The sequence below is a fragment of the Methylomonas sp. MED-D genome (assembly GCF_050276835.1).
Classification (GTDB): Bacteria; Pseudomonadota; Gammaproteobacteria; order Methylococcales; family Methylomonadaceae; genus Methylomonas; species Methylomonas koyamae_A.
Genome location: NZ_CP189966.1, coordinates 1 through 13428 on the forward strand (window position 1 = coordinate 1; position 13428 = coordinate 13428).

Annotated in this window: 13 protein-coding genes and 2 pseudogenes; 11 read left to right on the forward strand and 4 right to left on the reverse strand. The window is 51.3% G+C overall.

Annotated elements, in window-relative coordinates:
- Window positions 1-576 (forward strand): hypothetical protein, encoded by a 576-nt coding sequence (locus tag ACQE3E_RS23075; RefSeq protein ID WP_427501734.1) that lies wholly within the window; start codon window positions 1-3, stop codon window positions 574-576.
- Window positions 573-1736 carry a hypothetical protein gene (locus ACQE3E_RS23080; protein WP_427501735.1) on the forward strand — a complete coding sequence of 388 codons (1164 nt, stop codon included), beginning with the start codon at window positions 573-575 and terminating at the stop codon, window positions 1734-1736. The genes ACQE3E_RS23075 and ACQE3E_RS23080 overlap by 4 nt, the downstream gene beginning before the upstream one ends.
- A gap of 616 nt (window positions 1737-2352) precedes the next feature.
- On the opposite strand, the gene ACQE3E_RS23085 is transcribed toward ACQE3E_RS23080, so the two are convergent.
- Together ACQE3E_RS23085 and ACQE3E_RS23090 are read right to left on the reverse strand one after the other, a co-directional pair.
- A complete protein-coding gene (locus tag ACQE3E_RS23085; RefSeq protein WP_427501822.1) occupies window positions 2353-2676 on the reverse strand; it encodes an HU family DNA-binding protein in 324 nt (107 codons plus the stop codon).
- 51 nt (window positions 2677-2727) lie between these two features.
- Complete coding sequence (locus ACQE3E_RS23090; protein WP_427501736.1) at window positions 2728-3408, reverse strand: SOS response-associated peptidase; 681 nt, start codon at window positions 3406-3408, stop codon at window positions 2728-2730.
- Window positions 3409-3565: 157 nt separating this feature from the next.
- Between ACQE3E_RS23090 and ACQE3E_RS23095 the strand changes: the two genes are divergently transcribed.
- The 6 genes and pseudogenes from ACQE3E_RS23095 (at window position 3566) to ACQE3E_RS23120 (ending at window position 8701) form a co-directional block, all read left to right on the forward strand.
- Window positions 3566-3985: a LexA family protein gene (locus ACQE3E_RS23095; RefSeq protein WP_427501737.1), complete on the forward strand. Its 420-nt coding sequence runs from the start codon at window positions 3566-3568 to the stop codon at window positions 3983-3985.
- 1 nt (window position 3986) lies between these two features.
- Window positions 3987-4238, forward strand: a pseudogene (locus ACQE3E_RS23100) (DNA polymerase V subunit UmuC); the annotation flags it as partial.
- 78 nt (window positions 4239-4316) lie between these two features.
- Entirely contained in the window at window positions 4317-5345 is a 1029-nt protein-coding gene (locus ACQE3E_RS23105) for a tyrosine-type recombinase/integrase (RefSeq protein ID WP_427501738.1), read from the forward strand.
- Window positions 5346-5351: 6 nt separating this feature from the next.
- Entirely contained in the window at window positions 5352-7535 is a 2184-nt protein-coding gene (locus tag ACQE3E_RS23110) for a tyrosine-type recombinase/integrase (RefSeq protein WP_064029222.1), read from the forward strand.
- Window positions 7536-7585: 50 nt separating this feature from the next.
- Window positions 7586-7861, forward strand: a pseudogene (locus ACQE3E_RS23115) (DNA polymerase V subunit UmuC); the annotation flags it as partial.
- 309 nt (window positions 7862-8170) lie between these two features.
- Entirely contained in the window at window positions 8171-8701 is a 531-nt protein-coding gene (locus tag ACQE3E_RS23120) for a hypothetical protein (RefSeq protein ID WP_427501739.1), read from the forward strand.
- A 53-nt stretch (window positions 8702-8754) separates the two neighbouring features.
- Here the strand turns inward: ACQE3E_RS23120 and ACQE3E_RS23125 are convergent, their stop codons facing one another.
- Entirely contained in the window at window positions 8755-9297 is a 543-nt protein-coding gene (locus ACQE3E_RS23125; protein WP_427501740.1) for a flagellar protein FlhE, read from the reverse strand.
- Window positions 9298-9436: 139 nt separating this feature from the next.
- Window positions 9437-10408, reverse strand: a complete 972-nt coding sequence (locus ACQE3E_RS23130; protein ID WP_427501741.1) for a hypothetical protein — start codon at window positions 10406-10408, stop codon at window positions 9437-9439.
- 197 nt (window positions 10409-10605) lie between these two features.
- On the opposite strand from ACQE3E_RS23130, the gene ACQE3E_RS23135 reads away from it, so the two are divergent.
- The 3 genes from ACQE3E_RS23135 to istB all read left to right on the forward strand — a co-directional run bounded on the left by ACQE3E_RS23135 (window position 10606) and on the right by istB (window position 13403).
- The gene (locus tag ACQE3E_RS23135; RefSeq protein WP_064029161.1) at window positions 10606-10902 is read left to right on the forward strand and encodes a hypothetical protein; all 297 of its coding nucleotides are present in this window, start codon (window positions 10606-10608) and stop codon (window positions 10900-10902) included.
- 210 nt (window positions 10903-11112) lie between these two features.
- Complete coding sequence (gene istA, locus ACQE3E_RS23140) at window positions 11113-12657, forward strand: IS21 family transposase (RefSeq protein WP_427501742.1); 1545 nt, start codon at window positions 11113-11115, stop codon at window positions 12655-12657.
- Complete coding sequence (istB, locus tag ACQE3E_RS23145) at window positions 12657-13403, forward strand: IS21-like element helper ATPase IstB (protein WP_427501743.1); 747 nt, start codon at window positions 12657-12659, stop codon at window positions 13401-13403. Before istA ends, istB begins: the two co-directional genes overlap by 1 nt.
- Window positions 13404-13428: the final 25 nt, after the last annotated feature.

Consider the following 13428-nt stretch of genomic DNA (forward strand, 5'->3'; position numbering starts at 1 on the left):
ATGGCACAGAATGACTTGCGATTCACGGTGCAGGTGGCGGAAGACAGCAATACCCCCGGACGTTGGACGTCCCCCGCCTTTCGATTGCCAGGAACCAAACTGACTGCGGTATACGATGCCGGTGGTAGGGCGCGGACAGACGCAATGTTGGAGGGTGATTTACTGGCCATCGCGTCAGATAGCCCGAGCCCGGTCATGGCTACTGTAGAAGTTCCCAGCGATCTCATGCTCCCCTCGGCCTTGGAGCACGCCAAGTTGGATTTGGAACGAGAAAAGCTGGCACTCGAAGAGGCGAACCGCCGACGGACCTGGCAATGGAGCATTGCCTCTGCCCTGTTGGCCGCGGCAGTCAGTGTTGCCGTCGCGTACATGGGCAAGTCCGACTCGGGTAAGTCAATCGCCAGTGCGGGCCCGACTGCAGATGCTGTAGAGACGTGCCGGCACAGTTTGAAACGCCTGCCTCTGCTGGCCATGGCGAATGACCAGACCGTTACCTCGCTCGCGGAAGCCATCCGGAGGCATGAGGCGGATTGCGACGAGGTTCTGGTGAAGGTTTTGGGATCAAGGGGGTTATGATGGTCAGGTCTATCTTCTTCGTTGCCGTGCTGTCCAGCCTGGGTCTCGCCCAAGCCCTGGCTGAGGCCCCCGTACAGACGAACCCGCAAGGCCCCGATCTGGGAATTGGCCTGTGCAGCGACTCCCGGACTCCGGTGAACCTTGATGAGACCGTGCGCTCGGCCGTCATCCGAGCAATTACCCCCGCCGCCAACGGCAAGACGGTTGCACTTCGAATCGGCCCCTGCGAAGGGAATATTCCCGACTCTACGTGCTATGCGGGGGACAAATTCCTCATGTGCCGCATCTCGGCGGTCGAGCGCATCCTGCGTGCTGCCGCCTGGGGAGCCCTGAAGTATCAGGAAAGCGGTGCAACTTCCTACGATGCCTTCCGAACGAATGTGCCACGCTGGAATGTCAGTGCGTTCAAGTACGCAGACGGGGTCGCGCCAGAGGCCAACATCGACATGGCTCTAGGAAGCATGAGGGAGGCTTACCGGCGTTACCAGACTACAGACTCTTCCCATGCCGCCTCTTCAGTCACCAGGACCGAGCTGATGTTTACGGCGACTGTAGACTTCGCACTCGCCGCGTTGGTTGGCCACGAAATTACCCATGCATCCGGAGAGAAATGTCCCCTTGCGGACAAGGCAAGGGCAGAGGAGAGCGGCCTAATTTCTAGGTTGATCTCGCTTCAACAGAGTGGGGAGCTGTTCTGTGCCCGCCCGCCATCGCCGGAGGAAGTGCGAGCGGATGTCTGTGGAATGCGCCATCTTCGACGGGCTAACAAGGTATTTGTACAACGCAATGCCGATGCACGCACCATGCAAGTTGCCCAAAGATTGGGCGCCGACATTATCTCCTTCGAGACCACGTTTGGCTGGCGAGTGCGGCCGGATATACCTGCTGGCAAGTATCCGTTCATGGAATTGGAACAGTATCTTTACGCCCCCATGCGCGTCATGGCCTTTTCCGCCGAATTGGGCCCGGACGGCAGCGGCAAACCGGCAGTCTGCGGGGAGGCTGCATCGTTGTTCGTGCATGGGACCCAGGAACTGTTTCAGCGCTGCAAGGATGGTGGCGGCAATGTGTCGGACGACATCCTCGCTCTGCTGCCGAAAGGTGTCGAAACGTCGTGGAACGGTGCTCCTTGGACCCCGGCGTCCTACTCGTGCGAATAAGCGACCTTCAAAGGGGGTATTCGTGGCTGGCAGCGCTGAAGAATTAGAAATTTGATTGTCTGCCTACCTTAACATATACGAAGAGAAAGAGGTCTCCTTCAAACAGGCAATTTTCCTAAGAAGGTCTCTGAATGGGTCTGCCGTTTGCTCTGGATATAGAGTTGCCCAACCCGACAGTCGAGCGGACCTGCGTGAAAAGCCGCGCTCGCCTTTCACTTTCACGTTAAGCGGCTGCTTTTGGGCTCTTACGTGCTATTAGTAGGACAATACCTAGAGACAGCTATTTGGCCGGGTCGAGCCGAACACGGCCTAAGGTTGCTTGCCAAAAAGCCGCCATTCGTTGCCGATAGGGATCAAAAATTTCGCCGCAATCATCACCGGCCGGTAATGGCCGATTGGGTGAGATCACCAACGGCGGCTATGTGACTTCCGGTTAGACACCTCGATTTGGCTTACTGGCCGCTTTGGAGAAACACGAGTGGAAAAAATGGGCGGTTCTTTTACTTCGGTCTGTACCTTGGTTTCAAGAAGTTTAAACGTTAGCAACAGGAGCCGCTAGCTCACTATACCGGCCACCTACTGTCAGTCGATCCTGCTCGTCGACTGACTGCTAATTTCAAAGAAGGTTTTTTAGACCTTTGCCGGCTTTGAACGAGGGCAATTTAGCGGCTGCGATGGTGATTACTTCGCCGGTTTGTGGATTACGGCCGCTACGTTCGGCGCGGTCTTTCGCCTCAAAGGAACCGAAGCCCATAAGTGAGACGGAGTCACCGGCTTTCAGCGCGGATTGAATGGATTGGATAAGCCCATCCAAAGCGCGGCCTGCGTCTGCTTTGGTCAGTTTGGCGTGGCTGGCGATGGCATCAATGAGTTCAGATTTATTCATATCGGTTTGCTCCTGACGATGAAGGCAGTTGAGTGACGAATTTGCTAGCCTGATTGAGATTGCGCGAGATTATTGTAGTCAGAAAATTCAGTGATTACTTCCAGGCTAATGGTGCGCATTTTGTTCGGCAGAAGGTTCAATACATTTTGCATCATCATGCTGGGGTTTATTGACCCAATCGCTGACCGCTGTCAGGGTGATGTCGGCATAAGCATCGTTTTCGAGTAACGACAATACCGTGTCGGCTCCGGCGGCTTTGTCCAACCAAGCATGATATTGATCGGGCGGAATAATCACCGGCATGCGTTCGTGAATGGCTTGCATCTGGACGTTGGCGGCGGTGGTAATGATGGTGCAGGAATACAAAGCCTCCGGACCTGATTGCCACTGCTCCCATAGTCCGGCAAAGGCGAACAAGCCGCGATCGGCGCGATGTATGTGAAAAGCCTGCTTGCCGTCCGGGCGTTGTTGCCATTCGAAATAGCCGTCGGCGGGAATCAAACACCGTTGGTGTTTTACGGCTTCCCGAAAGGCCGGCTTTTCGGTAAGGGTCTCCCGGCGGGCGTTGCTCAATTTCCAGCCGATCTTGCGATCCTTGGCCCAAGGCGGTACCAAGCCCCACCACAAATTCACGGCTTTGCGCGTCCCGTCGGCGCGCTCGACGATATTCAGAATTTTCTGGCCGGGCGGAATGTTGTAACGGGGTTGCATGCGAATCGACTTCAGCACCTGGAAATGCTCGGCCAGTGCTTCGCTGGTTGCGGTCAAGCTGTAACGGCCACACATGGGTATAGGCTCCGCAACATGATTAGAACAAATATAGAACAATTCCGGTTTCGACGGTAGACTATCCGCCCCTTGTCTCCGTCAACTTGCCATGATGTCCCATCCGTCAGTTCCATTCAAGCCCGCTATCGCCGCTGATCCAATCTCGGCGGCCCCGGTGGGATTCTTTCGACCCAATAGATGGTTGTCGGCGCTACGCTTGCCGCTGTTCGCCGGCAAGGTATCGGCGGGCTTCCCGTCGCCGGCGGCCGATTACGTCGATAAAACCCTCGATCTGAATGAACTGTTGATCCAAAAGCCAGCGGCGACCTTCTTTGTGCGGGCTCAAGGCGACTCGATGCTCGGTGCCGGCATTCATCCCAATGACATTCTGGTGGTGGACCGCTCCGTGGAGGCGGTGTCGGGCAAGATTGTGATCTGCGCGTTGAACGGCGAGCTGACGGTTAAACGTCTGGTTTTTGAGCAGGAACACTGGCGATTGCGCGCCGAGAATCCGGATTACCCCGATTTGATCCTGTCGGACGAACTGGAGCTGGTGATTTGGGGAGTAGTCACCAGCGTCATTCATCCGGTTTGAGATGACGGCGGCGAACCACTCCAAACTGATCGCCCTGGTCGATTGCAATAATTTCTATGTCTCCTGTGAGCGGGTATTTCGGCCCGACTTGATCGGACGGCCGGTGGCGGTACTCAGCAATAACGACGGCTGCATTGTCGCCCGCAGTAACGAAGTCAAAGCCCTGGGCATTAAAATGGGCGTGCCGGTGTTTCAAGTGCGCGACCTCATTGACCGGCATCGGATTCAACTGTGTTCTTCCAATTACAGCCTGTAGTAAGTTATTTGGAATCAAAATTATTGGTGCCATAATCTGGTGAACAGATTTAGTTCCGAGTGGAGTTACACGTTCATGGCTAATCTCGTTTGGGAACGTTACCCCTTTCTTTCTGAAAACCCGAACGGTAGATCATGGCTGGTTCTGCTGGGAAACTTGGGACGTGCCGACGCAACGCTCGACGCTTATGCCCGCGCACTCAGCAATTACTTTCGTTTTTGCCAAGGCTTGGGAGTGGAAGCCGAAAAAGCCACGCTGGAGCACGTTTCCCTTTATGTTCGGTATCTGGGTGGCGATGCTCAGGATGGAAAAACGTCATACCGCCACTCGAATGCTACGATGCAGCAGTACCTTACGGCAGTTCGCCTGTGGTATGACCATTTGGTTTACCAAGATATTCGGGACTTTAATCCAGTCCCTCGTGGCACTTATCTGAATCGAAATAGCGACTACCATCCTGGATTTGCGCACGGCTTGATTCGGCGACTTAAACTACTACCTGCCATTCCCTCGGAAGAGGATTGGAAAAAACTCATCGAAGCGGTTACTCAGGAATCTCTTCGAAATAGATTGATGTTCGCTCTGGCTTATTATGGCGCCTTGCGACGTGAGGAATTGGTGAATTTGCGTGTCACCGACTTCGATTTTGCTCATCGCCTCATTCGTATTCGACCCGAAACCACAAAGAGCAGTACACCTCGAACAGTCTGTTATGCCGCTACTGCTGGAAATGCATTGAGCGAATATTTGGTTTATCGTCATCGGATCAATCAGCAAGCCGGATTAGTATTTTTCTCCGAATCACGCCGCAACGCTGGTCAGCCAATTTCGAAATGGACCTGGAGCAAGATTGTCGAAGGCTTGGCAAAACAGGCCGGTGTCGAGGGCTTTAGTACACATAGCTTGCGCCATCTGCGTTTGACTCACCTCGCACAAGCTGGCTGGAAACTGCATGAGCTGAGTGCCTATGCAGGACACCGCAACCCGCAAACGACATTGATGTACCTTCATCTTTCCGGCGCAGACCTACTAAACCGGATGACTGAGGCCATCCGTTATGCCGATGCCAAAATCGACGCGGCTTTATTTGCGAAGATGGAGTAATGCCCTATGGCTCAATTAGATTCTGTAAGTGCGAAGAATTGGCAATGGCCTCTTGATTTGGCTCAGTATGATCGAAGTCCATATCTATCGGAAACTGAAGAATGTGCATTGGTCAGTTGGAGTAATACCATGAGGGTTAGAGCTGCTGTGCCAAGGCTTTATTTGCCGCTACGGGATGTGGCGGCTTTGAGTTCGAAGCAAAGCCTGCTAGAAAGGCACGCCAAAGCTCAGACCGCCATCCTGCAAGAGATTCAGCGAACTCAGCAGCCCTACTGGGCTTGGAGTCAGCAGGCCTGGATTGATTTAGTCCGCCACCCATTAATCCACTCAAGCGCACGACTTTTCATCACCGCGAATGCTTATCTTCTTTGCGATTTCCGCCTCGTCCATTGCATTGGCCCTATATTTTATTTATCCGGTCTTGGGCGATTGATTTTCGGAGAAGAACTTTTCGAACGCGAATGTGGGCGTTTACATCAGGCTTTACAGAAAATTGGGTATGGCAAAGTTAATCTGCAACAGAATTTTCCATCCATCCTGGCAGCGGTAATGCTGGAAAACCGCAACCCCTACCTAGAAAGTTTCGATACCGAACTCTTGGAACGCACCCGTGAAAAGTACAGCGCCCAAGCTCACGGTATCGGCAAGCTCTCCCACGGGTTGGCCGCACTGGGAATCCTGCCCGAGCCACTCCGGATGCGCAATTATGTCTCATGGAAGGAAAAAAGCGGTGGTGGTATTGCGCCGCAATGGGTCGATTATTGCCGGCGATGGCGGGAAACATCGACCTTGCAACCTAAAACACGGGAGTCTAACTACAGCTATATTCTGCGTGCAGGCCTGTGGCTAGCCCAAATTCATCCAGAAATCACCAGTCCGGCGGATTGGACGGTCGAAACCTGTGCTGATTTTCTCGCAGCCCTAAATCGGCTCAAGGTTGGCGAATGGCAGCTTCATTCGTTCGACTATACTGGGCGAGTTAATCTAGGAACGCCGCTTGGCGCTAATTCCAAACGCTCGGTACTGTATGCCATGCGGCGTTTCTTCCGTGACATTCAACATTGGGGCTGGGTCCGGCTGAAGTTTAATCCGTATTATCATTTGGCCACACCGAATTCAATCTTGAGATTATGCGGCCCCAATCCGCGAGCCATAGACGACAATTTTTGGCTCAAATTGGTATGGGCCAGCCTCAATCTTGAGGCGAACGATAAACTGAGTGAGATTTGGTATCCCTTAGAAATGTTGCGGGCGATCAGCGTCGTATGGACTCATGCCGGACTGCGCCAGAACGAAATCATCCGCCTTCGCGTCGGCTGTGCGCGAGCCCAAAATGATCCCATTATTGATGAAACGACCGGCACAACAATTGCCGCCGGTACATTATGCTATTTAGATGTGCCGGCCGGCAAAACCTTCACCGCCTTCGCAAAACCGGTGAGTGCAATCGTCCGGCAGTTTATCACTGAATGGGAAGCAATTCGGCCTGAACAAGGTTTCTTAATCGATCCCAAGACAGGTGAACGCGTACGGTTTTTGTTTCAGTACCGTGGCAAGACGATTGGACACTCGGCAATCAATGATACGATCATCCCGATGTTATGCGCCAAAGCCGGATTGCCTGTAGAGGACAGCAGAGGCAAAATCAGCAGCCACAGGGGACGCGCCTCGGCTGTCACTGCCTTAGCTAGCGTACCTCAAGGGATGTCCCTATTTGATTTGATGCGATGGTCAGGCCATCGCAGTCCAAAATCTACTTTGTACTATATTCGCACGAAACCTACGCAGTTAGCCGGCGCTTTTGCGAAAGCTGATCAGATGTCACACCTAATCGAAGTACTTATCGACCATACAGCCGTGGTCAGTGGAGCCGCAGCCAAGGGTGAGCCTTACCGATATTATGATTTAGGCTCCTCTTATTGCTCGAACCCCTTCTGGAGTACCTGCCCACACCGTATGGCCTGCGCTGGCTGCGACTTCAATATACCCAAGGATTCGGTCAAGGGTGAAGCACTGGCGGCCAAAGCGTTTTTGCACCGTTATCTTGAGGAGGTGCCATTAACGCCCGAGGAACAACAGATCGTCAAGGGTGACCTTCAGAAGCTGGAAGCCATGCTGGACAAGCTAAAAAATGTTCCAACCCTGGATGGCAGAACGCCGCAGCAAATTCATGGGAATGAAGTTCCCTAATAAATTAGAACAAAAAGTATACTTTGGCGCCACTTAAAAAGCTTATTCATATGTCCGACCTACGCAATTCCCTTTCTGCACTGCCGCCGCGACCCCTGATTGCCTTAGTGGACTGCAACTCATTTTATGTCAGTTGCGAGTGCGTATTCCGTCCGGATTTATGGGATAAGCCGGTAGGCGTACTCAGCAATAACGATGGTTGCTTTATCGCTAGGAACAAGGCTTTAAAATCCCTCGGTGTCAAAATGGGGGTGCCGCTTTATCAAGTGGCCGACTTGGTTAAAAAACATGATGTCCATCTATTTTCATCAAATTTCGCGTTGTATGGCTGCGAAAAAACCTTCCACTTGCACACCCAAGGTCATGTGAGTTGCGCGGCTTGTGTGTTACGTGCTGCACACTAATTGAACCAACTTGCACATAAGAATCTGGAGAAATCAGCCACTTAAAGCTGTACGTAACGGCGGCAAAATATTGCCGCTTATTATTGGTGCTAGCTTCGAGTAGCGGCAAGCCGATACCGAAAAGGCCATCAGAACGCCATAAAACTGTCAAAATTCGCTGGCACAAATTATGCTTACAATTTAAAAACTGATTTTGAATGTTTGAATTACCGTTTAATAAGGAGATAGAGCATGTTTGTAAATACGACATCGAATACGCACCCGACTTACGGCACCTCATCCGTTGCCCGCAATTATCAATCTAACTCAGCCAACAATATCATCGCTGGTAATACTGCGAGTAGCGGTGATAGCGTACAAATAAGTGGCTCCGCATATAAGGCTTTAAACGACTCAAATGCCACAACATCAGATGGCGTTAAGCTCATCTTTGATCGAGTAAATAGTGACCCAGAATTTGCAAAGGAGATGGCTAACGTATATACATACTCTAGAGATTTTGAGCTTGTAGATTTAAATGATTTGCCTAGCCTAAGTGACACATCGGCCATGTCCGCATATGCTCAACACGTCAAGAGCTTTGAAAATGAAGCAGATAAAATTAGGGGCCAGCGAATTCAGATTTATACTGAAATGAAAGGCAGTGGAGCTAGTGACGCGGATATATTTAACAAGATTATGCAGTTTAATAAAAATTTGCCGGAAGATTACCAATTAAAAACGGGCCTTGATAAATATAGCCAATATTTAAAATTTACATGATGATTCTAAAAACCGCCTTTATATTTAAAAATATAAAGGCGGCTATATCATACTTAATATTCGTAGTTCACAATGACCTGATCGACTTGACCATAAGCAGGCGGAGATACCGAGCCAGAACCTGCGACTCCGAACGCATAAATCATTTTTTTGTTCGCAAGACGTCCATTGAAGCTTGAAGTAGAGCCACTTCCAGTACTGGTTACATTTATACAAGCACTTGTTGTATCGTGGCACAGGTAGACTATCAAGCCGGTCGGATAGCGGGATAGCCCCCAAGACCAAACCACGGATGTAATGGTAGCTGTAGCAGGAATACTACCAACTGGATTCAGTTGAAGATAGTAATAGATCCCTTTGCTATATAGCGTCGGACCTCCGGCGCTATTTGCCCAAGCGCCACCGGTGGCAAGTGGGACAATACCTAAACTTTCAACAGGGTCAGATGGTGCTCCCATTGGAGCTGACATAATTTCTGATGCCGGTATAAGCTGAACGGTGGCCGCCACAGACCCTGTCTGAGCCACTACAGGCTGCATCAGTGCCATTAAGCCTAAACTGAGAAGAATTTTCCTGCCAATTGATTTTGTAAGCATACCATTACACTCCTAAAAAATAACTCCAAAATGTACTTCAGTTTGCGGGCAACGAGCTTAGCCCGCGACGGAGTATAGTTTACGACCTAACATCTGAACTACGTCATATCGTCACAGGCGCAGTCCAACCGTTAGTCGGTCATCGCCCACTCTGAATTTCCTTCTCCAACGCCTTCCAAAGCCAATCCTCACCATAGGAGCTTTTGGTTTCTTGGCACAGATGTATCCAACCCCATTGCCATTTCATGAAATCCGATTGCCAGGTTTTCCATTGTTGTTCGGTCGGTGGTCCGTATTGCCAATTGGGTGCGAGTACTACACCCAAGCCAAGCGGCACGTCAAACCCGTATTGGCCTTGCAACAATAGGTACATAGCTCGGCGACGATTGGCCCACGAGGCGAAAGGTTTTAATGCCGGCACTTGATAGAGGGCGGTATTCAGCAATTCGATAGCCCAAAGGTAATGAACGGAGTTGACCAAGAACCGCCTATCTCCCCAATCGGTTTGGCAAAAGATTTGCGCCACAAACACCACATACAATTCTTCTCCAATCCGGCGTGATAGGAAACTCCTCCCCATCATCAGTAACATTCGGTAAATGTCTTGGGCTAGCTGGCGGTTGTGGACATGATCGTCCTGTTGCTTGGACTCACGCCAATACAGCACTAAGGCCGACAACGTATCGAGGCTCGCCAATTTGAGCAACCGGCGACTTACTGACGACGAGTAAGGTTGGCGGCGCTTAGCGGCGCAAATACCGCCGTCTTTCGCGGATCGATACACAATCGCTTGCACCTGCGGCTCCAACTTTTCCAGCCAATGATCGATTTTCGGTAGCACCCGATTGCCCAGACGTAGCACTTCCCAGAGCGGATGATTGATGTCTCGGGCGGAGCCCGGTGCCTTGGCATCCACCAAGGCAATCAACGCGGCGCCGGGCTTGTGTTTACCGGCTTGGTATTTACTCCACTTGTTTTTTGCAGGTAACGGTATGCCATCCTTGGTCTTATCCTGGGGCTCGAAGTGCTTTTCCAGTTGGTAGGCGGTGGCTAATTGGGCTTTCTGCTGAAGACCGATATACCAATACTGCGTTCTCAGACGGTTGATCAAACGACGATTGTAGGGATTATCGGCAATTGGTTGAAGTATCGCTTTTTTCGCGTCGTCGAGGCGAAAATTGATACATGATTGTTTTAATTGACTTATTGTTGCCATTTTAGGGTAAAAGTTTGCTCAATCTCTCCTGTTTCGCGGATAGCGTACATCAGTTACCCTATGGCACATCAAAAATTGCTACCGAACGTGACATGACACAACCCGAGCCAATCGAGCCTTTAGTACAGGAATTGCAGGACACATTGACTCGTCTGTACGGCCCGCTGTTGGCGAGTCGAGACCTGTGGAAGCTGTTGGGATTTACCAACCCGGCGGCATACCGCCAAGCCAGGTTACGGCAGCGGATACCGGTGGTGGAGTTTGAAATTGAAGGCCGGCGCGGCCGTTTTGCGTTGACGCAGGATGTCGCCCGTTGGCTGGCCGAGCAGCGCTTATCGATCCCGCAAACAAATAAAGACCTGGAGACATCAAATGACGTAACTGACTAGTCGCATTAAATTCGCAGACTTAGAACGAAAAAAGCCCAAGGCGGCAACCTCGGGCTTTTCAAGAAACCGTCAAGAAATTCAACCACTCATGACGATTTCATTGTCGATCTAATCCAGGCCGGCGTCAAGTCGGCTGTCTGTTCCTATGCCTTTTTTTAAATACATCGCGACGGGCGAAGGATTTCGTGCGCCCCGTCGCTAGGAAAGACAATGAAAATATCCATAACCACTTTACGCCAAGTGATTCGGCTCTTGGCGGACCCAGACCTCTCGTTGCGAACCATTGGGCGCACCTGCCACATTGCTCCCAATACCGCTAAAGCGGTTCACGCCCAATTGGTCAACAAACAATTGAGTTGGGCGGATCTCCAGGCCCTGGATGATGGCAAACTTTACCAAACGCTGTTCGGCGATAAAAAGCCAGGCGATTCTCGAAAACCTGTACCGGACTGGATTCAGGTACATTCCGAATTATACAAACGGGATATGACCTTGCAATTGCTTTGGGAGGAATATCGTCAACGCAATACCGATGGATTGTCTTATGAGCAATATTGCCGCCGTTACCGAACCTGGAAACGCAGTTGCAAGATCAGTCTGCGGCAAATCTATTTTCCAGGCGAATATATTTTCGTCGACTTTTGCGGACGTACCATGCCGATTCGTGACGCCACAACCGGGGACATTTGGTTCGCCCAGGTATTTGTTGGGGCACTGGGCGCTTCCGGATATTTGTTCGCCACAGCCATCGCGTCTCAGAAAATCGCCGACTGGCTTAAGGCTCACGCCTTGATGTTGGAACACATCGGCGGTGTTCCGCGTTACATCGTACCGGACAATCTAAAATCTGCCGTGCTGAAGAACAATAAGCAGGGATTATTGCTGAATTCGGCGTACCAGGAATTTGCCGAACATTACGATTTCATCATAAGACCGGCTAGACCGCGCAAACCTAAGGATAAATCACTGGGCGAAATCGGCGTGCAAATCGTGCAGCGTTGGGTGTTGGCCCGGTTGCGCGATCAAGTGTTCTTCAGTCTGGACGACTTGAATACTACGATTCGTTACTGGATGGAAAAGCTCAACGAACGTACCACCCGGACGTATCCGAATAGCCGTTTTCAGCGCTTTTTCGATTTGGATGCGCCGGTCTTACAAGGGCTACGCCATGATCCTTATCCTTACAGTCAATGGCGCTATCAGGTCAGAGTGGACGAAAGCTATCACGTTGAATACGAGCAACACCACTATTCGGTGTTGTATACCTATGCTCACCAACAGGTTGATATTCGAGCCAACGACGAGTTTCTCCATGTCTACTACCAACGCCGATTAATTGCATCGCACACACGAAAACTCGGTCCCGGTCGAACCACCTTGGATGAGCATATGCCGCCCAACCACCGATTGTTTCGCGAAGGGACGCTGGAAGGATTGCAGACCTGGGCGCAATCGGTCGGCCCGTCCACCGTGACGTTTTTACAACGCAGTCTTGAAGACAAACGCCACTTTGCCAGCCGTCTGAAAGCCGCCCAATTACTACGCCGAGACGCCCAGAAAGAAAACTGGCAGGGGCGCATTGAGTCGGCATGTACGCATGCGCTATTGCTGAACTGCGTGGGTTTTGATCGGTTAAGAGGCATTATTCGCACCCATGCCGACAATCGCTTGTCCACAGTGGCGACCGTAAAGGTGATTGAACACGAGAACTTACGTGGTGCCGATTATTTCACCACCACACCGGAGGCACCATAATGATCATCGCAGGAACCATACCCCATAAACTCGCTCAACTCGGTCTGCACGGCATGGCGGCGGCCTTGGAACAACAGCAGTCCGAACCGAAATACATCGCCATGCCGTTTGAGCAACGTCTGGGGTTGTTGATCGAGCGGGAGCTGTTGAGTAAAGATGCCCGTAAGATCGAACGACTACTAAAAAGCGCCAAACTCCGTTATCCGCAGGCGGTACTTGAAGACATCGATTACCGGAATCAACGTAGCCTGGACCCCTTGCAAATCCAGACATTGGCGACGGGTGAATGGATGCGGCAAAAGCAAAACCTGATTCTGACCGGTACGACCGGCACCGGCAAAAGTTGGATCGCCTGTGCCTTTGGTCAACAAGCTTGCCGACGAGGGTTAGGTACGCTTTATATGACCGCAACGCGTTTGTTTGAAAACTTGACCGTGGGGCTGGCCGACGGCAGCTTGCCGAAACTACGTCGTCAACTGGTTAGTGCATCGTTATTGATCATTGACGATGTTGGTATTGGCGGCGTACCCGCTCAATTAGGGCCAATACTTTTAGAAATCCTGGATCAGCAGTCGATGGTTGGTTCCTTAATCCTCACCAGTCAATATCCAACCAATAAATGGTATGAATTGTTCGAAGACGCCACGGTCGCCGACGCAATTTTGGACCGGATCGTCCATCGGGCGCATCCGATAGAACTCAAAGGAGAATCAATGCGGAAGTTGAAAGGTAAAAACACAGCCTAGAGGCCTAAACCCATTGCTTGCGCAT

Bases quoted from the DNA above. Each gene is read 5' to 3' on its own strand.
- istA (WP_427501742.1), top strand. From the start codon at position 11,113: ATGAAAATATCCATAACCACTTTACGCCAAGTGATTCGGCTCTTGGCG.
- ACQE3E_RS23105 (WP_427501738.1), top strand. From the start codon at position 4,317: ATGGCTAATCTCGTTTGGGAACGTTACCCCTTTCTTTCTGAAAACCCG.
- ACQE3E_RS23090 (WP_427501736.1), bottom strand. From the start codon at position 3,408: ATGTGTGGCCGTTACAGCTTGACCGCAACCAGCGAAGCACTGGCCGAG.
- ACQE3E_RS23110 (WP_064029222.1), top strand. From the start codon at position 5,352: ATGGCTCAATTAGATTCTGTAAGTGCGAAGAATTGGCAATGGCCTCTT.
- ACQE3E_RS23075 (WP_427501734.1), top strand. From the start codon at position 1: ATGGCACAGAATGACTTGCGATTCACGGTGCAGGTGGCGGAAGACAGC.
- ACQE3E_RS23120 (WP_427501739.1), top strand. From the start codon at position 8,171: ATGTTTGTAAATACGACATCGAATACGCACCCGACTTACGGCACCTCA.
- ACQE3E_RS23080 (WP_427501735.1), top strand. From the start codon at position 573: ATGATGGTCAGGTCTATCTTCTTCGTTGCCGTGCTGTCCAGCCTGGGT.
- istB (WP_427501743.1), top strand. From the start codon at position 12,657: ATGATCATCGCAGGAACCATACCCCATAAACTCGCTCAACTCGGTCTG.
- ACQE3E_RS23135 (WP_064029161.1), top strand. From the start codon at position 10,606: ATGACACAACCCGAGCCAATCGAGCCTTTAGTACAGGAATTGCAGGAC.
- ACQE3E_RS23125 (WP_427501740.1), bottom strand. From the start codon at position 9,297: ATGCTTACAAAATCAATTGGCAGGAAAATTCTTCTCAGTTTAGGCTTA.